Origin of the sequence: Reinekea sp. G2M2-21 (genome assembly GCF_015687175.1) — a bacterium.
In the GTDB taxonomy this organism is placed as follows: domain Bacteria; phylum Pseudomonadota; class Gammaproteobacteria; order Pseudomonadales; family Natronospirillaceae; genus Reinekea.
This window is the reverse complement of the sequence record NZ_JADPQG010000005.1, coordinates 264,062-282,803: the sequence shown is the minus strand read 5'-3', so window position 1 is coordinate 282,803 and position 18,742 is coordinate 264,062. Positions and strand designations below refer to the sequence as shown.

Sequence of the window (18,742 nt, the reverse complement as noted above, 5' to 3'; positions counted from 1 at the left end):
TCCTTGAAATCACCTAAAATTCTCTGCACTCATTCTCACCGACAGCCGTTGCTCATGCTTTCCAGCCTTAACAATCACAAAACCAAATTCTGGGCGGCACTCGCCCTGATCGTTGCGTTACTCATCCCCTCCATGTCTTTTGTGGATAATCTGCCGTTAAACGACGCGCAGTTAAAAACGGTTTTGATTCTGTGCCTGGCCGCACTACTTTGGGCGAGTGAGTGGCTCCCGCTGTTTATTGTGAGCTTTATTATTCTGGCGCTGGAATTAATCTGGCTGACGCCAGCGGTTACGGCGTTGGGCAGCGCACCTAGTGAGGCATTATTTTTTGCCCCATTCTTTTCCAATATCATTTTATTGTTTATGGGTGGTTTCGTGCTGTCAAGCATTATGCAGAAGGCTTCACTAGACGCCCGCTTCGCCCATTGGATTTTAAAAGTCACCAAAGGCAAACCATCGACCACACTGTTGGGAATCATCGGCGCCTGTGCCTTTTTATCGATGTGGATGAGCAACACCGCGACCACGGCCATGATGCTGACACTGGTACTGCCACTGCTTAAACGGTTGCGACCCGACTCACCATTTCGGGTTGGCCTTGTGTTAGCGATTCCATTGGCGTGCAACTTGGGGGGCATCGGGACACCAATCGGAACACCACCGAATGCGATTGCCATGAGCTATTTGGCCGGCAAAGGCATTGAAGTAAGCTTTCTGGAATGGATGGCGTTAACGATTCCGTTCTTACTGTTTGCGCTGTTCGTCTTATGGTTTGCCTTACTGAAGAAGTACCCAGCAGGCAGCGATGTACTGCAGGTTCCGGAAAAGGACGAGCAACCTTTTACGCCACGTCAGTGGATCAGTGTGGGAATCTTTGCACTAACAGTCTTGGGCTGGCTGATCGGCGGTCAATTCGGATTGAAAACGGGCACTGTTGCTCTGTTTCCAATTATTGCCTCTTTCTGGCTTGGCCTGTTGGATCAAAATGACTTTCGCTCGCTGCCCTGGGACGTGTTGTTTATGGTTGCCGGCGGTATTGCCCTGGGGGTTGCGATCGATATTACCGACCTGGGGTCGGTCATTGTTAGTGCCTTGCCGTTAGCCGGCAGTTATCAGTTCTTGGTGGTGGTGCTGATTTTCGTGACTGCCATTTTAGGCACTGTCATGAGTAACACAGCGACGGCCGGTTTGTTAATTCCTCTGGTGGTGTCGTTAAGTTTGCCGCCTGCGCAACTACTAGTATTGGTGCTTGCCATCACTCTGAACTGCTCAACAGCCATGGTCCTGCCGGTGTCCACTCCACCGAACGCCATTGCCTTCAGTTCGGGGGTCATAAAAGTCAGAGATTTAGCCCCAATGGGCTTATTAATGGTGTTCTTAGGCGTAGTTACCGCCTTTACCTTCGGACCGTTGTACTGGTTCGCAATTATTTAACACAACAATAAGAGGCGACTATGGACGTATATATTCAAAAGTGCCAAAACTGCAATTCACGCAACCTGCGCAATATTCTGGCGCGTGATGATGCGCAACGGGTGTACGTGCAATGCCGCGACTGTGAACATTTTGTCGCCCGCTATGTTCTGGCAACCGGGGGATATTTTCACGAAGGTCGTGACTACGAAAGTTTCTTGCGCACCATGATGCTCGACAGCGGTTTTTCGTCGGGTCGCGACTTAAAAACCGTTTTCAAAGAAGTGACCGAAAGCAGTGAGATTGGTTTTGTTGACGCCATTGAACACGCCAAGAAAAAGTACGGTGACGAACTGCCGTAACCCATTATATCGGTCCTCTAAAACTCGATTGTTTCACCAGCCCAATCCAGAAATTCCAATGGCATGGGCTCCGTTCTTCGATCCAATAAGTCGAGCAGTTGTCTGGCAACAAAGTCCGCAGAGAACAATTTGCCTTTTGGGACGCGTTGCTGAAAAGGTTTCGACATTGGAGTGTCGGTTGTTCCCGGATGAAACAGCAACAACGATACATTAGGGTGCGTTCGCTTCATTTCGATCGACGCTGTTTTAATCAGCATGTTTAACGCTGCCTTAGAGGCACGATAGCTGTACCAACCGCCCAACCGGTTATCAGTGATACTGCCAACCCGAGCGCTGAAAACGACGATCTGATTCCTTTGGTGCACATCCAGAATTTGAGCAATGGCCTGCACCCACAACATAGGCAACAGCGCATTGGTTTCCATGCTTTCCAACCATTTTTCCCGATCAAACTCTCGGAGCTGTTTTTCCGGAAAGGTCGTGTCGCTGTGCAGCATGCCATTACAAATAACCACGCGAGTCAGCTTCTGCACCACGGGTGCCAAATGCTGACAAACCTCCGCGATACCCTGTTCTGAATAATCGCATGGCAGCCAGGTGACATTTGCCGCTGAAATCGCCGCCTCGACAGAACGGCTAACAGCGATAACGTGTTTACCCTCGCGCTGGCTAACCTGACCGATGATGGCCTGAGCAATTTTACTGCTGGCACCGATAATCAGTGCAATTTCGTCTGTTTCGGGGACTGTCTTTATCATCTGTTCCGTTCCTGTGATTTGCCGTGTACTAGGGCAACTCTGAATAATTGCTATCTACCTCAGCGGGTGAAGAAATGCGCAAAGTTCGAGGCAAGTTCTGCAGGCAATATTCATTATCTTGGCAAAGGACTTAACAACGAAATTTGCCATTTCAGCCCCGCCCTCCGGGTCTTTCAGATCGACGACTGAGCATTGTTGTGTGTTTTGAAAAGGACTCGCCATTCCCTGCAACACACGCCTCGCTCATTCTTCGATCTGGAAGGACTGAGGTGATTCGAATTAATCAGAGTTGCCCTAGGAAAAAGAACCTTAGATACGCACATTCAGTCAAATCCGACCATTCATCCAATCCATGACCGAATGTCGTATACAGAAGACATTGCCAAGGAGCTTCAGTACATGAAACGCTTTATATTGTGGGTAACGTCACTGGTCACACTGACCGCGTGCAGCTCGGTATCCGTTATCGACTACCAAAACACCCCTATCCAGTTCGACCCAGAACGCTTCTTCAACAACAAACTGGTCGCAGAAGGTTTCGTAAGGGACCGAAAAGGCAAGGTCACCCGTTATTTTACGGCTGACATCATCGCCACCTGGGATAAGAACGGCGGCAAACTGGATGAGTCGTTCCAGTGGAGTGACGGCGAACAACAGACCCGAATCTGGGAATTCACCAAAACCGCCGACAATCGCTATAGCGGAACCGCCGGTGACGTCCTTGGCAACGCCAACATGGAACACGCCGGAAACGCCATTCGCATGCAGTACCAATTGGACGTGCCACTGGCCAGTGGTAAAACAATCGCAATTTCTATGGATGACTGGCTGTTTCAGGTCAGTGAGAACAGCATCGTGAATGTCACTGAAATGACCAAATGGGGCTTTAAGGTGGGTGAAGTCGTACTGACGATGCGCGTGGTGGAATGAGAGGTGAGAGGTGAGTGGCAAGGCATGCCGGCGTCAGATGTGATTTAGAAAAAAAGTTAGTAAAACGCAGATTGTCAGTACAGCGCTGCACAGAAATGACGTTTTGGGGCAAGGACGAATTTCGAATAAGCAGCAGCGCTACAGTGAACATGCAAGAGGATGCCCAGTGCGTCAGTTCGACGCAGACTGGGCAAGTGTCCTGAGTCAGAAATTCGCATGAATTCAGCGTGCCATTCAAGCTTTATAGCTAGGCGTGTCTCGCAGTCAATGGTTGTTCTACTGGCAAGAGACAGAACGACGCTAGAGAGCTTGAATGTCGCGCCCGAAGGGAGCGAATGGAAAGCACTATTACGGCGTTGCTCTTCTTAAAAAGATCTCGATATTCTCTACAAAGAGCGCCTTGTACTAGCGCTTCCCATGAGCTCTGAAACGATACGAACTTCTGACTCAGGACACTAGAGTCCAACGATTACTTATGTTCAACCAATTCGATTTCATACTCCACTTCCCCACCGGGTGTGCGTACGACAACCACATCGCCTTCTTCTTTACCGATTAACGCTCGGGCAATCGGGGAGTTCACGGATATCTTGTTTACTTTGACATTGGCTTCATCGTCACCCACGATTTTGTAGGTGACACCCTGGTCTGTTTCCGTGTTCAGCAACGTGACCGTGGTACCGAAAATCACTTTGCCGGTGTTGGGAATGTCATGAACATTAATCACTTGGGAGGCAGACAATTTGGCTTCAATGTCCTGAATCCGGCCTTCGATGAACCCCTGCTGTTCACGGGCGGCGTGATACTCGGCATTTTCCTTTAAATCGCCGTGCTCACGGGCTTCTGCAATTGCAGCAATAACCGCCGGGCGTTTAATGGATTTCAGTTCTTTAAGCTCATTTTGCAGAGCGATTTCACCTTCAACCGTCATTGGGTAGCGTTGCATGGCTTTGTCCTTTACGAATCAAAAAGGGCGCGATGCGCCCTTTGTAGTGTTTAAATGTTGCTGCCTATTATGAACAAGATTAGCGTGCGTGCAAGTCCTGCAAACGATTGACACCCGTTTCCTGGGACAATTGCATAGCCAGCACAGAAGCCTCAGCACCCGCCAAGGTGGTGGTGTAGTAAACCTTGTGCTGCAATGCACCCTTTCGAATTTCGGCGCTGTCGACCATGGACTGACGGCCAGCGGTTGTGTTCATCACATAGGCGACTTCGTCGTTTTTGATTAAATCGACCAGATGTGGACGGCCTTCTTTCACCTTATTGACCGGCTCGGTTGGCAGGCCATTCTCAGTGAAAAAAGCAGCGGTGCCTTTGGTTGCCACGACTTCAAAGCCCATTCGGGTGAGGTCGGTCGCCATCGCCAGAGCGGCGGTTTTGTCGCTGTCTTTTACCGAAATAATCACTTTGCCAGATTTCGGCAGTACAGCACCAGCGCCAATAGCGGCCTTGGCAAAGGCTTCGGCAAAGGTTTCACCGGTACCCATCACTTCACCCGTGGATTTCATTTCTGGACTCAGAACCGGGTCAACACCGTGGAACTTGTTGAACGGCATGACCGCTTCTTTGACGGAGAAGTAGCTTGGGATGATTTCTTCGGTAAAACCGATTTCCGAGAGCTTTTGACCCGTCATGACCTGGGTACCAATCTTCGCCAGCGAACGACCGATAGCCTTGGACACAAACGGTACCGTACGGGACGCTCGTGGGTTCACTTCAATGATGTACAACTTGCCATCCTGCCAGGCCATCTGAACGTTCATCAAACCGACGACGTTTAATTCCAATGCCATAGCTGTAACCTGCTCACGAATCATATCCTGAGCTTCTTTTGGCAGACTGTAAGGAGGCAATGAACAGGCGGAGTCACCTGAGTGAATTCCGGCTTGTTCAATGTGTTGCATAATCGCGCCGATCACAACCTGTTCACCATCACTGACACAGTCGATATCCATCTCAATGGCATCATCCAGGAAGTAGTCAAGCAGGACAGGAGCGTCATTCGACACCTGCACAGCTTCGTTCATATAGCGACGCAACTCTTCTTCGCGATACACGATCTCCATCGCGCGACCACCCAACACATAAGACGGACGCACAACCAACGGATAGCCGATTCGATTGGCAATAACCACCGCTTCGTCCAGGCTGCGGGCGGTGCCATTTTCAGGTTGCAGCAGATTCAAACGCTCAACCATTACCTGGAATCGTTCACGGTCTTCGGCACGGTCGATGGCATCCGGGCTGGTGCCGATGATTGGAGCACCGGCCGCTTCCAGTTCACGGGCGAGCTTCAACGGTGTTTGACCGCCGTATTGAACAATGACGCCTTTGGGTTTTTCCAGTTCAATAATTTCCAGCACATCTTCCAGAGTGACCGGTTCAAAATACAGGCGGTCCGATGTGTCGTAGTCGGTCGAAACGGTTTCCGGGTTACAGTTAACCATGATGGTTTCGTAACCGTTTTCGCGAGCAGAAAGTGACGCATGTACACAGCAGTAGTCGAACTCGATACCCTGGCCAATGCGGTTTGGACCACCGCCGATGACCATGATTTTTTCACGATCCGACACGGCCGCTTCGCATTCTTCATCGTAACTGGAATACATGTAGGCAGTATCAGAAGCGAATTCCGCCGCGCAGGTATCAACGCGCTTATACACAGGGCGAACACCGAGTGCCCAACGCTTTTTACGAAACTCTTTTTCACTGACGCCCAACAGGTGCGCCATGCGCAAATCCGAAAACCCTTTACGCTTGTATTTACGCATCAGGGTTTCGTCCAAACTCTTAACCGGTGTATTAGCAAGAATGGCTTCGTCGCGAATCAAGTCTTCAATCTGTACCAGAAACCAAGGGTCAATATTGGTCAGTGTAAACACTTCATCGACGGACATGCCCGCACGGAACGCATCACCTATGTACCAGATTCGATCCGGGCCGGCTTCGCGCAGTTCGCGGATCAGACTTTCGTGTGCACCGTCTTCCGACAGATTAATTTTGCTGTCAAAACCACAGGCTCCCACTTCCAGACCACGCAACGCTTTCTGCACGGACTCCTGGAAATTTCGGCCGATCGCCATGACTTCACCCACCGACTTCATCTGTGTGGTTAAACGGTCGTTTGCTTGCGGGAATTTCTCAAACGCAAAGCGCGGAATTTTGGTCACAACGTAATCGATGCTGGGCTCGAAAGACGCTGGCGTGACTCCACCGGTAATGTCGTTTTGCAGTTCATCCAGCGTATATCCGACCGCGAGTTTTGCAGCGACTTTAGCAATCGGGAAACCCGTTGCCTTAGAAGCCAGCGCAGACGAACGAGACACACGAGGGTTCATTTCGATGATGACCATACGACCGTCTTTCGGGTTAATACCGAACTGAACGTTAGAGCCACCGGTTTCAACCCCGATTTCTCGCAGTACCGCGAGCGAGGCGTTTCGCATGATCTGGTATTCTTTATCGGTCAAGGTCTGGGCAGGTGCAACGGTAATGGAGTCGCCGGTGTGAATGCCCATTGGATCAAAGTTTTCGATAGCACATACGATAATGCAATTGTCGGCCTTATCGCGCACCACTTCCATTTCGTATTCTTTCCAACCGATCAGGCTCTCATCGATCAGCAGTTCATTGGTCGGCGACAAGTCCAAACCACGACGACAGATTTCTTCAAACTCATCTTTGTTGTAAGCGATACCTCCACCGGTTCCACCCATGGTGAAACTCGGGCGGATAATCGTCGGGAAGCCTAACTCGTCGGCGATTTTCCAGGCATCGTCCATGTTGTGGGCAATGCCGGATTTGGGTGTTGCCAAGCCGATGGCTTTCATGGCCTTGTCAAAACGATCGCGGTCTTCCGCTTTATCGATGGTGTCAGCATTGGCACCGATCATTTCAACGCCGAACTGTTCCAGTACACCGTGCTTTTCCAGGTCCAACGCGCAGTTCAGTGCGGTCTGACCGCCCATGGTTGGCAAGACAGCGTCTGGTCGTTCTTTTTCGATGATCTTGGCCACTTCCTGCCAGATGATCGGTTCAATGTAGGTGGCGTCGGCCATCGCCGGATCGGTCATGATGGTAGCAGGGTTAGAGTTAACCAGAATCACCCGGTAACCTTCCTCGCGCAACGCTTTACACGCCTGTGCGCCGGAATAGTCGAATTCACAGGCCTGGCCGATAACAATCGGTCCAGCCCCTAAAATCAGAATGCTTTTTATGTCAGTACGTTTTGGCATGGTCTCTCACACATTGAAATTCGTTAAACGTTAAAGTTATTCAGATGGCGTGGCGGCAAAAACCGCCAAGTCTTACATCTCACGTCTTACTGCTTTCGAGCCTTCATATTCTCAATAAACCGGTCAAACAGCGGCGCACAATCGTGCGGTCCCGGGCTTGCCTCAGGGTGCCCCTGGAAGCTAAAGGCTGATTTGTCGGTACGCTCAATACCCTGCAATGACTTATCGAACAAAGACCGGTGAGTCATCCGTACATTCGCAGGTAATGTGCTTTCATCAATGGCGAAGCCGTGGTTTTGGCTGGTAATCATCACAGTGTTTTCGGCAATGGTTTCAACCGGATGGTTGGCGCCATGATGACCGAACTTCATTTTCATGGTTTTTGCACCGCTGGCCAAACCTAACAGCTGGTGACCCAGACAAATGCCAAAAACCGGGATGTCCGTTTCCAGAATCTGCTGGATTGCGTTGATCGCGTAGTCACAAGGTTCCGGGTCGCCCGGGCCGTTGGACAAGAACACACCGTCAGGGCTCATAGCCAAAACGTCTTGCGCCGGTGTCTGAGCGGGGACCACAGTTAAACGACAACCACGATCAGCCAACATGCGCAAAATATTACGCTTCACACCGAAGTCATACGCCACAACGTGAAACGCCGACGTATCGGGCTGAGTGTGCCCAACCCCAAGCTGCCAACTTCCGGCTGTCCATTCGTAGGGCTCTTTGACCGAAACTTCTTTCGCCAGGTCCATATCTTTCAGACCAGCAAAACTTTTTGCCAGTTCCAGTGCGCGTGCTTCGTCGATATTATCACCCGCAATCACACAACCGTTTTGGGCGCCTTTTTCTCGCAAAATGCGGGTTAACCGGCGAGTGTCTATGTCTGCAATCGCAACAACATTCCGCTCAACAAGATATTCCTGAAGTGATTGCTCGCTGCGAAAATTACTGTGCAGCAAAGGTAAATCGCGAATGACTAAACCGGCAGCCCAAACTTGGCTGGATTCTTCGTCTTCTGAGGTGACACCGGTATTGCCGATGTGCGGGTAGGTTAAAGTGACAATCTGGCGGGCGTATGATGGATCAGTCAGAATTTCCTGATAGCCGGTCATGGCGGTATTGAAAACCACCTCACCAATAGATTCACCAACGGCACCAATGCCGATTCCTTTAAAAATACTTCCGTCTTCAAGCGCGAGTATGGCAGGCGTACTCAAGTTCCGTTCCCCTAGTCTAATGAATGGACATTTGAGATTAATTGACTCCCCAGACCAGTTTTTCTATGCCCTATTCGCAAAAAAGCGAGATGAAGTGAACTTCATCCCGCTTTATTGTTATCACCTTGGTCGCAAAGCGACGACCGGCTGCTTTGGTGCGGTCGGGGCGTAAAAAACCTGATTCAAATTGTCAAAAGGTTGTGTTTGCAACCCAAAATTTCGCGGATTTTACAGGAATGCGACACTTAAAGTCCACCGTTAATTGGCCCGCCGCTTACATTTTATGGACACATCAGCGGTGCAAAATAGATCACCAAACGAAACACCAATCTAGGGCATCTATGGACGCCCTAGAACAACCGTTGTTTTAGCCAGCTGCTCCCTTTTGCTTGATCTGATGCAAGCGATGGCCAATGAACGCAATAAAACCGAAATAAGTCCGTTTTGAGTCTGGCAGGGCTCTGGATTTAATGTCATCATTCGTAGCAAATAATGATACTTAAGCCCGTGATTGTTATGTCTCAAACTGCCCAACTCGTTGATACCCTGAAAAAACTCTTACGCGAAAGAAAAATTACTTACGCCGATGTCGCAGCACACCTGGACCTCAGCGAAGCGAACGTGAAGCGGATGTTTTCCAAACGGCACTTCACCCTCAGTCGACTCGAAGAAGTCTGCGCTCTGGCAAACGCCGATTTGAGTTATCTCATGACGCGCATGCACGAAGGCTCCATGATCATCGAAGAGTTGACCCTGGAAGCGGAAAAAGAACTGGTCAGCAATATCAAGCTGCTGATGATGGCTCAACTGCTGATCAACCGCTGGGAAATGGACGATATCGTCAATACCTATACGTTCGAAGAGCACGAAGTCACTCGCTTACTGGCCAAGCTGGATCGACTCGGCATTATTGAACTGCTGCCTGGTAATCGCGTGCGGAATCTAGTGTCACGAGATTTTAAGTGGATTCATAACGGTCCGGTGTACAAATTCTTTGAAAAACACGTGGCCACCGAATTCTTTAACTGTAAATTCAATCCGAAGGCCGGTGAACTGCTAATATTCATGGCAGGGCACCTAACACGTCAATCCAACACTCATATGCAGAACAGCATGCGTCGATTGGCTCGAGAATTTGATGAACTGTGCAAGGAAGATGGCAAGTTGCCGTTGACCGAGACCTATGGTTCCGGTTTAGTATTGGCCATGAGACCGTGGGAAATGAGTGTCTTTGCTGAACACCGCCGCGAACCAAATACCAAAAAATTCTGACACACAGATAAAAACGTTATTTCACCCGTTGCTCAGCACCCAACTCGGTGAGCCGACCTTGTGCTCACCTTGGATCTCATATCCCATCGGTTCATTGTTCCAAACGACTGCCTAGTCAGACGAAAAAATAGAAATTCTCTTCTATACTGAAGCCGTTGATTTGTTATGAATGGTAATTCCCAATGGCCGACCGAGATTTACGCAAAGCACAGCGAATCGCTGCTGAATTACCCATGAAAGTGACGCTCGACGACGGGAGTCACCACGTTATTAAAACCTGGGATTTTTCCAGCAGCGGGGTTTTCATTGAAGCTAATACAGACATACTGGCACGGGCTAACACTGACGAACGGGTTCAGGTTCAATTTCAGGGCACTAATTACACACCCCCCATTATGATGGCGCGCATTATCAGGGTGACGGAAAAAGGACTTGCATTAAAGCTTGAAGATACCGTGCAGGAAGGCGATGCGTCGCATCTACCGGATGAGCGCTAGCAAATTCCAGGGCATATATGCCAAGGGTCCTGAGTCGGAAGTTTGTATAGTTTCAGAGGTGCCCTAGATCGTGGTGTCGAGATTAAAACCGATTTCCTGTTGTGGCTGTCGGCGGTAGGCTGCATCCAATGCTGATTCGATTGCATCGGATGTACGTTTAAAGATTTCATCAAGCCGATCATCTTTTTCAGACGCGGCCTGGTCTGATTTTTCTTCATCCTGAGACGAACTCTTTTCAGTCTTCTCAGTGCTTTCTTCAGACAAGGCTTTTTGCTCTGCACGTTCCTGTGCGGTTTTCTCTGCTTCCTGCCGTTCCATCTGGCGCAGATCATTTTGAGCTTCGATACTGATTTGAGCCGCCAGTGCCGCTACTTGACGATCCTGAGCTGAAGGTTCTGCCGGTGCCAAAGCCGCACGTTGAATACGTTCTGCCTTCTGCGCCGTCGCCTGAGGGTCACCGGGCACTTTACTGACATCAATAGGTACTTCACCACCTACCGCATAGCGCCTGCCATCCGGTCCTTGTTTGAAAGTGAAGTTCATTGCACCAGCGTATTGACCACCCACCGATTGATGCGCTTGCTCATGAGCGCGCACTTCACGATCCCGAGCTGCCAATTCCCTCACCAATTCAATTTCCTGCTCCAGTTTGGCTTGCTCTTGCTCAGCACGCTGATCGTCCTGAACTCGACGCTGCTCTTCTCGAGCCGCCTGATCGTCCGGCGATTGCCGTTGATCCGTACTTGTCTTACCCTGGATATTAGCTTCGGACAGGGGTTGGGGGGGCTGTTCAATTTCGTCGACTTGGGCTTCTGCACCGACGGCAGGCCGGGCAGTCTGCGAGGCAACACGGGTTGCCTGTTCAGCTTCGAGGCGACCAGGCTGTTCTATCGCTGTGCGCCGAGTTGCGGCATTTTGTTCAACTTCATCAATCGGCAAAAAGACAGCGGTTTCATTTTCCCGGCGCAAACGTGACTGCGATGCCGGGTCTGTAGACGGGGCAAAGGTCGGTGTTATTGCATTTGGAAAGACACCACTGATTGTCGACATGCTGAAACAAGTACCCTGTTAGACTTTAATATCAATAATGCTGCCCAACGTATCGCTGGCAGCCTGAATCACTTTCGCGCTGGCCTGTACCTGCTGTTTGCCGCTGATTTGCTCAGTAATGGGGGTGTACAATTCTTCAGGACCACCCTGTTCGGGCGGAATGTTAGCTTTTGCTATCTGATCGGCAGAGCGATTCAACATGTCATAACCACGTTGTACACCCATGACACCGGTATTCATAACAGACCCAATCATTCAGACACCTCAATACAACTTCACAGATCACAGACGGACTGCGCCTTGACTATATTTTAACCAACGAGTCAATAAAGACTGTTATTTTTTGTATATTTTCTGCAGAAATGCTCAGGTCGGCCGCTAACAGAAACGGCCAAGGGGAAATGCGTAACAAATAAGGTGCTTGCAAGAGTTAAAGGTTAACGAAATAAAGCGGGATTAACCCATTGTTCCGGTGCTTGAGCGCCCTCGGCCAAATGTGGCAACACGCCGACTAAAGGCGCAGGCATCATACGTTCCAGGGTATGGATGTTTTCCGTCAGCCCTTCCATAACCGGTTGTACACTGTTCGCAACCCAGCCACGTAAAACCAGCCCATCACGCTTGATCGCTTCGGCTGTTAACAGGGCGTGGTTCAGGCAACCCAGTTTCATTCCCACCACTAGGATAACTTCCAGATTCAGCGCCTTTACTACGTCCGCTAGTGTTTCCCGGTAATTCAACGGCACTCGCCAACCTCCTGCACCTTCAATCAGGGTGAAGTCGGCTTGGCCGGTCATCAAGGTTCCCCGACAATAGCCGGTAATATTCTGTGCCGTCAGCCGCTTGTTTTCTCGCTCTGCGGCAATATGCGGGGCCATCGCAGCTCGCAACAAGACCGGATTCACCGACTGATACGGCAACTTAATGCTCGAAGCCTGAATCAAACGCTGAGCGTCTTCATTTTGCCATTCCCCATCGACCTGTTCAGCACCGGCAGCAACTGGTTTCAGTCCCAGTGTCGACAGCCCCTGTTGCGCAGCTGAGGTCAGCAGACACTCTGACACTCGCGTTTTACCTGCGTCGGTGTCTGTTCCGGTAATAAAATATCGTTTCTTCATGGCTTTCTCGCAATCAGATAAAAGACATCCCACGTCGCCGGGTAACGGCCATCGTTACGGGTAAATCCGTCGTATACGCGCAACATGCGCCGGACATGACTGCCCTTGGGCTTTTCGGTACGGTCGACATGATTAGCGCCCAGCGTTTTCAGCTCCTGCAACAGCTCCAGCGGAGAGTCATAACGAACTTCCAAACGCTCTTCACGCCACAGCTCCAACGTCAGTTCGGATTGCCAAATGGCTTCAATCCAATCCACCGCGTGGTGAAAGTCATTCACATGCTTGCTGCCGTCAACTTGTGCCCATGCTTGTTTCAGCTCGCACAGCGTTTTAGGACCCAAGGTTGCGACAGCCAGGTAACCGCCGGGCTTCAATGCCTGAGCCATTCGTGAAACAAAGGGTTCGGGGTGCTCCAACCATTGTACCGCCAAACTGGTGGTCGCCAGATCCAAGCTGTTGGCCTCAAACGGTGGCTGCTCCAAATCAGCTTCGACGAGCTGAACTCGCGCGACCCTCTGGGCAGCCTTGTTCAGCATGGCAGACGAAATATCCAACCCATATAGCTGTTCAGGGCTAAAGCGCTGCTGCAAGAATGGCAAGCAATATCCGGTACCGGTACCGAGATCCGCGACACTCGCTTGCCCTTGAACGGGAAGGCGATTGACTAACGCCAACAGGCGGTCGGCAACGTTTCGCTGCAAATGGGCGGCTTCGTCGTAATGATCAGCGGCTTGACTGAATTGGGCAGCAACGGCGAGTTTATCCACGATCGGCTATCCAGTCGGCAACCTGTTGAGGATCTCGCCAAAGTAAACTGTGCTCGCCCTCGGTTAACCGGACATCCGCACCGAGTGCCAGCCACGCTTTCTGAGCTGAATCCGCCGGAACCAGAAAATCGTCTTGGGCTAACAAAACGCGAGTTGGACAAGGCAAGGGCTTGTCAGTGAAATCCAATTCATACAGCCACCCTAAGGTTGACGATTGATCCCCGCTCAGCATCAGCGGGAACAGATCATCCGGCTGTTGGGAATCCACCAATGCTGCAAACCGGCGTCGGGTTATGTCTGGGTTGCGCTGATAACGTTGTCGGAATTGTTCGGCAACGCTTTCGGAAAGCCCCGGACCGCCTGCGAATCGCACATTGCAATGCAACAGGTTTAACCGAGTGATCAGCGGATTGCGCTGCGCCAGTGCTAAAGCCAGCATTCCCCCTAACGACCAACCAATGAGTTCGCATGGTCCGGTTATTTTATCAGACTGCGCATCTAACCACTGTTCGCAATTCAATGGCGTGTCGGCGTAATGCAAAGCCATATCCTGAACGGCAGAGTCCTGCAAACGGTTCTGCAGCGGCTGCAAAGGCGCGGCGGAAAATTGCCAACCGGGTAACCATCCACGCATCATTGGCTGTCTTCCAGTGCGTTAAGCAGGGTATCTATTTGTGCAAAAGAATGTGTCGCGCTCAGGGTTATCCGCAAACGGGCGGTCCCTTCTGGAACGGTTGGCGGGCGAATGGCCGTGACTAGAAGACCTCGTTCATTCAAATGCTGGCTGATGCGCATCGCCCGTTCATTACTGCCAATGACCACAGGCTGAACCGGAGTTCGCGAAGCCATCGGTGGTAAACCAATGTCCGCAAGGCCAGTACGCAATCGGGCAATAAGAGCCTGCAAATGCGCGCGCTGCGTATCCGCTTGTTTGACCAGCCCTAACGCAGTCCGCGTCGCTGCGGCAACAGCCGGCGGAGTCGCAGTAGTATAAATATAGGTGCGGGCAAACTGCAGCAAATAGTCGATCGTCGTCTGATCACCCGCCACGAAGGCTCCAGAGGTACCAAAAGCCTTGCCCAGCGTTCCAACGACCAATTGCACATCAGAAGTAGACAAGCCCTGTTCACTCACCAGACCGGCGCCCTGCTCTCCCAAGACACCAAAACCATGAGCGTCATCGACCATGACCCAAGCGTCATGCTCGCCAGCGACCTGCGCCAGGTCTGTCATGGGCGCACAATCACCATCCATCGAAAACACACCATCCGTGACAACCAGCTTTTTCCCGGTCGCCTGAGTCAAAAGCTGAGCCAGATGTCCTGTGTCATTGTGGCGATACCGCAGCATTTTCGCCTGCGCCAACTTGGCGCCATCGATCAGCGAGGCGTGGTTCAACTTATCCTGAATGATGGTGTCCTGACGATTCATCAACGCCGCCATGACACCCATGTTGGCCATGTAACCGGTGCTGAATACCAGCGCGGCTTCGCGCCCACAGAAAGCGGCTAATTCCCGCTCCAGAGCTTCGTGATATTGGTGATGACCGTCAATCAAATGAGAGGCGCCAGAACCTACACCGCAGGCATCGATGGCAGTCTTCATACTGTCCGCAATGGACGGGTGGTTGGCCAGCCCAAGATAATCATTGCTGCAAAAAGAGAGCATTTGCCGACCATTGATGATGGGCTGCACAGACTGTGGCGACTGCAGTTCAACGCGGCGCCGCAATAAATGCTGTTGCTCACGGGCCTGCAATAACGTGGGAATCTCTGAAAAATGCTTCAATGGTCATTGTCGCAGCCCGCGCCTGGCGGGCAGCGCTCCAGATGAGGAAAATTAAAGGGTCGCGTCGTAAAACTGCTTATTAGTGCGCTTTGGGCAGGTAGCAGGGTCGATTTCTGTGACCGCGTCTGCGGTGCCAGAGCCGCGATTTTCCGGTTCTATGCCCAGCTTCTTAAACAGAGCCTTATCACGATTGGCTTCGGGATTTGCTGTGGTCAGCAGTTTCTCACCATAAAAAATGGAATTAGCACCGGCGAAAAACGCCATGGCCTGCATTTCCTCACTCATCTTTTCACGACCCGCACTTAAGCGCACGTGAGAGGTTGGCATCAAAATGCGAGCGACCGCAATAGCCCGGATAAAATCGATCGGGTCTAGGTCTTCGTTGTCCGCAAATGGTGTACCTTCCACTTTAACCAGCATATTCACCGGAACACTTTCCGGATGAGGGTTCATATTTGCCAACTGTATGAACAAACCGGCTCGGTCTTCTACCCCTTCACCCATGCCCAATATACCGCCGGAACAGATTTTCATACCTGCGTCGCGAACATTTTGCAATGTTTCCAGTCTATCACCGTAGGTTCGAGTGGTGATAATCTCACCATAGTATTCTGGCGAGGTGTCGAGGTTATGGTTGTAGTAATCCAGGCCAGCTTCCGCCAGAGACTTGGCTTGCTCACCTTCGAGCATACCCAAGGTCATGCAGGTCTCCAGACCCAGTGCCTTAACGCCTTTGACCATTTCGACGATGGCCGGGAAGTCTTTTTTACTCGGCGAACGGTACGCTGCGCCCATACAAAAGCGGGACGCTCCGGCAGCTTGAGCGGCCTTGGCCTGGTTAATGACTTTTTCGACTTCAATCAGTTTTTCTTTGTCCAGCCCGGTCGTGTAGTGAGCAGACTGCGGACAATACTTACAATCTTCCGGGCAAGCACCGGTTTTAATCGATAGTAGAGTACTGACTTGAACTTCGTTCGGGTTAAAATGCGCCCGATGTACGCTGGCTGCCTGGAACAGTAAATCGTTAAAAGGCAGCTCGAAAAGTTTGACCACTTCCGCGGTGGTCCAGTCGTAACGCAAAGTTGGTTCGGTAGAAGCAGTCATTACAGTACCCTGATCAATGAATGCGGCGATAGTAGCGCCGACAATGACAATGTCAATTTGAAACAGCTAAAAACCTTACTAATGACCAAAAAATGATCAATCCAAATATCCGGCAATGGTTACTGCCATTGCTCAAACCGATCTGCCCGGCTTGCGAACAATCGCAACCAGATGGTCTTCTGTGCGCAACCTGCGTAACTTACCTGGAACCGTTAAACCAGCCATGCAAACTCTGTGGCGAGCCGAATATAGTCGAATCTATCTGTGGTCGATGTTTACAGACACCGCCACCGTGGGACGACGTGGCCATGCGCTGGTCCTTTAACGGGTTAAGCCGACACCTGATTCATCAGTTCAAGTATCATCATGATATTGCGGCGGCGGCGGCCTTGATGAAAGCCTGGTGCCAAGAGACGGATCTGTCATTCCGGCCAGAGGCGCTGGTCGCGGTTCCAATGCACCATCGTAAACACGCGAAGAAGGGTTATAACCAAGCCGATATACTGACGAAGCGGCTGTCAACACAGCTAGGCATCCCTGTTTGGCGAGGAATTCAGCGCCAAATCGCGACGCAACCTTTAGAGGGTCTCAGTAAAAAGGAACGCAAAAAAGTACTTAAAGATGCGTTTCGGCTCACCGCGACGCCACCGAAATCGGTGGCGATTATCGATGATGTGTTTACATCCGGTGCTACAATGGCCGAAATCTGCCGCCTGTTAAAGCGGCAGGGATGTCAGTTTGTGGCGGTCTGGACACTAGCCCGAACGCCATTACCCTGATCGTCCGTACGCCCCAATGGCCAGCGATAAATGACGATCAGCGTTAGGGCAAAGATCACCGCCGGAACCACCGAAATCGCCAGCCGCAGAGCAAACAGGGCTTGGTCCGTTTGGGCGGGAAAAGAACCATCCATAGATGATTGGAACCCGGACAACTGCAACATCCAGCCAATGACGAAAGGTCCCAAAGCAATACCCACCTTCTGCATAGCAGTCCACCAGCCGTTAAACACGCCTTCCAGGGAAACATCAGTATAGGTTTTAGCATGAGAAATGGCGTCTGCCATCATCGACCAGGGAAATATCATGTAGGCGGAATAACCGTATCCAATAACAATCATCAGCACAAAGCCCAAGTGGACGGTATTGCGGTCCATAAAGAACATCAAACAGCTACCCACGGTGAAGACCAAGCCACCCATCACAAAGGCCATATGTTTGCTCGAGTTTCGCGCAATCATCAGCCACAGCGGCAAGGAGATAATGGTGGACAGAACAAAAACAGGGTACAGCATGGTTAACAGCGCATTGGGGTCTTCGGCTTCGAATATGTAAGCACAGGCCAGTAACAGCCCTGCAGTCACCTGCGCCATCATACCGGCCTGCACCAGGTAGATCAGAGCTAAGCGGATAAACGGCTTATTTTGCTTCACCAGTTGCCACTGCTCGGACAGCGACAGATCCGCTACTTTGGCTTCTTTCAACGGTTGATTACGCAACACCCATACCGTAATCAGGGTTGGTAACGCTACCAAAGGGATGAACACCAGTCCCATCATCCGGTGACCGTCAAGACCGCCGCCAAACATGGATATGACAGCTGGCGCGCCGGCACCACCAATCAACAGCCCAATGGAGCCGAAACCCATGCGCCATGCGGTCAGACTGGAACGCTCATCATAATCATCGGTCAATTCCGGCGTCATCGCGCCATAAGGAACACCCACCATGGTAAAGGCGGTATAGGTCAGCATCAGCGCCAAGACAAAATAAACACCCTGTAAAGTAGACGAGGCATTAGCGAACGGAGCCATGAACATACCGGCAAACCCCAGTGCCATAAAGATAGCCCCCACGGTCATCCACGGCAGTCGCCGGCCAAAGCGAGACCGAGTGCGATCGCTGAACCGACCAATTAACGGGTCGGTGATCACGTCCCATACTTTGGCTCCAAATAACAGCGAACCTGCAATGCCGGGCGCAACACCCAGCACAGTGGTCAGGTAGGTAAAGGTAATCAGAATGGAGGCTATTACCAGAATATTCACCCCAAGATCGGATACGCCATAAGCGGCTCGAACGGGTGTAGATAAAGCGGTCTTTGACATGAGATTTCCTTGTTTTTGTTTTGGACCTACTTTAGGCATGAGGCAGCCACCAAGCAATTGAAATCGTTTTCAAGAGCAAAAAACGACCAAATTATTGCTATTTGGTCACAAAACGATATTC

The 18,742-nt window shown here is 51.0% G+C and carries 18 protein-coding genes; 6 read left to right on the top strand and 12 right to left on the bottom strand.

Annotated features, from left to right (window positions below; genetic code table 11):
- Positions 1–3 precede the first annotated feature (3 nt).
- On the top strand, positions 4–1,434 hold the full coding sequence (locus IYN85_RS18480; protein ID WP_230390837.1) for a DASS family sodium-coupled anion symporter: 1,431 nt from the start codon (positions 4–6) through the stop codon (positions 1,432–1,434).
- A 20-nt stretch (positions 1,435–1,454) separates the two neighbouring features.
- A complete protein-coding gene (locus IYN85_RS18475) occupies positions 1,455–1,775 on the top strand; it encodes a hypothetical protein (RefSeq protein WP_196160413.1) in 321 nt (106 codons plus the stop codon).
- A 17-nt stretch (positions 1,776–1,792) separates the two neighbouring features.
- On the opposite strand, the gene IYN85_RS18470 is transcribed toward IYN85_RS18475, so the two are convergent.
- Positions 1,793–2,533, bottom strand: coding sequence for an SDR family NAD(P)-dependent oxidoreductase (locus IYN85_RS18470; RefSeq protein WP_196160412.1), 741 nt, complete (start codon positions 2,531–2,533; stop codon positions 1,793–1,795).
- A gap of 399 nt (positions 2,534–2,932) precedes the next feature.
- Between IYN85_RS18470 and IYN85_RS18465 the strand changes: the two genes are divergently transcribed.
- Positions 2,933–3,463, top strand: a complete 531-nt coding sequence (locus tag IYN85_RS18465) for a DUF3833 domain-containing protein (protein WP_196160411.1) — start codon at positions 2,933–2,935, stop codon at positions 3,461–3,463.
- Positions 3,464–3,932: 469 nt separating this feature from the next.
- Here the strand turns inward: IYN85_RS18465 and greA are convergent, their stop codons facing one another.
- The 3 genes from greA to carA form a co-directional block, all read right to left on the bottom strand.
- The gene (gene greA / locus IYN85_RS18460; RefSeq protein WP_196160410.1) at positions 3,933–4,409 is read right to left on the bottom strand and encodes a transcription elongation factor GreA; all 477 of its coding nucleotides are present in this window, start codon (positions 4,407–4,409) and stop codon (positions 3,933–3,935) included.
- Between the two features lie 79 nt (positions 4,410–4,488).
- Positions 4,489–7,701, bottom strand: coding sequence for a carbamoyl-phosphate synthase large subunit (gene carB / locus IYN85_RS18455; protein WP_196160409.1), 3,213 nt, complete (start codon positions 7,699–7,701; stop codon positions 4,489–4,491).
- A gap of 86 nt (positions 7,702–7,787) precedes the next feature.
- Positions 7,788–8,918 carry a glutamine-hydrolyzing carbamoyl-phosphate synthase small subunit gene (gene carA / locus IYN85_RS18450; protein ID WP_196160408.1) on the bottom strand — a complete coding sequence of 377 codons (1,131 nt, stop codon included), beginning with the start codon at positions 8,916–8,918 and terminating at the stop codon, positions 7,788–7,790.
- A gap of 516 nt (positions 8,919–9,434) precedes the next feature.
- Between carA and IYN85_RS18445 the strand changes: the two genes are divergently transcribed.
- Both IYN85_RS18445 and IYN85_RS18440 read left to right on the top strand, forming a co-directional pair.
- Entirely contained in the window at positions 9,435–10,190 is a 756-nt protein-coding gene (locus IYN85_RS18445) for a helix-turn-helix transcriptional regulator (protein WP_196160407.1), read from the top strand.
- A gap of 182 nt (positions 10,191–10,372) precedes the next feature.
- Positions 10,373–10,687, top strand: a complete 315-nt coding sequence (locus IYN85_RS18440; RefSeq protein ID WP_196160406.1) for a PilZ domain-containing protein — start codon at positions 10,373–10,375, stop codon at positions 10,685–10,687.
- A gap of 63 nt (positions 10,688–10,750) precedes the next feature.
- Here the strand turns inward: IYN85_RS18440 and IYN85_RS18435 are convergent, their stop codons facing one another.
- The 7 genes from IYN85_RS18435 to bioB all read right to left on the bottom strand — a co-directional run bounded on the left by IYN85_RS18435 (position 10,751) and on the right by bioB (position 16,514).
- A complete protein-coding gene (locus IYN85_RS18435) occupies positions 10,751–11,737 on the bottom strand; it encodes a putative metalloprotease CJM1_0395 family protein (RefSeq protein WP_196160405.1) in 987 nt (328 codons plus the stop codon).
- 18 nt (positions 11,738–11,755) lie between these two features.
- Positions 11,756–11,992: a hypothetical protein gene (locus IYN85_RS18430; protein ID WP_196160404.1), complete on the bottom strand. Its 237-nt coding sequence runs from the start codon at positions 11,990–11,992 to the stop codon at positions 11,756–11,758.
- 182 nt (positions 11,993–12,174) lie between these two features.
- Entirely contained in the window at positions 12,175–12,855 is a 681-nt protein-coding gene (bioD, locus tag IYN85_RS18425; RefSeq protein ID WP_196160403.1) for a dethiobiotin synthase, read from the bottom strand.
- A complete protein-coding gene (gene bioC, locus IYN85_RS18420; protein WP_196160402.1) occupies positions 12,852–13,622 on the bottom strand; it encodes a malonyl-ACP O-methyltransferase BioC in 771 nt (256 codons plus the stop codon). Before bioC ends, bioD begins: the two co-directional genes overlap by 4 nt.
- Complete coding sequence (locus IYN85_RS18415) at positions 13,615–14,259, bottom strand: alpha/beta fold hydrolase (RefSeq protein WP_196160401.1); 645 nt, start codon at positions 14,257–14,259, stop codon at positions 13,615–13,617. Before IYN85_RS18415 ends, bioC begins: the two co-directional genes overlap by 8 nt.
- The gene (gene bioF / locus IYN85_RS18410; protein WP_196160400.1) at positions 14,256–15,410 is read right to left on the bottom strand and encodes an 8-amino-7-oxononanoate synthase; all 1,155 of its coding nucleotides are present in this window, start codon (positions 15,408–15,410) and stop codon (positions 14,256–14,258) included. Before bioF ends, IYN85_RS18415 begins: the two co-directional genes overlap by 4 nt.
- Before the next feature lie 51 nt (positions 15,411–15,461).
- Complete coding sequence (gene bioB / locus IYN85_RS18405; protein WP_196160399.1) at positions 15,462–16,514, bottom strand: biotin synthase BioB; 1,053 nt, start codon at positions 16,512–16,514, stop codon at positions 15,462–15,464.
- A gap of 92 nt (positions 16,515–16,606) precedes the next feature.
- On the opposite strand from bioB, the gene IYN85_RS18400 reads away from it, so the two are divergent.
- Positions 16,607–17,293, top strand: coding sequence for a ComF family protein (locus tag IYN85_RS18400; RefSeq protein ID WP_196160398.1), 687 nt, complete (start codon positions 16,607–16,609; stop codon positions 17,291–17,293).
- Here IYN85_RS18400 and IYN85_RS18395 read toward each other — a convergent pair.
- Positions 17,248–18,621 (bottom strand): MFS transporter, encoded by a 1,374-nt coding sequence (locus IYN85_RS18395; RefSeq protein WP_196160397.1) that lies wholly within the window; start codon positions 18,619–18,621, stop codon positions 17,248–17,250. The two genes, IYN85_RS18400 and IYN85_RS18395, sit on opposite strands and share 46 nt — an antisense overlap.
- Positions 18,622–18,742 lie beyond the last annotated feature (121 nt).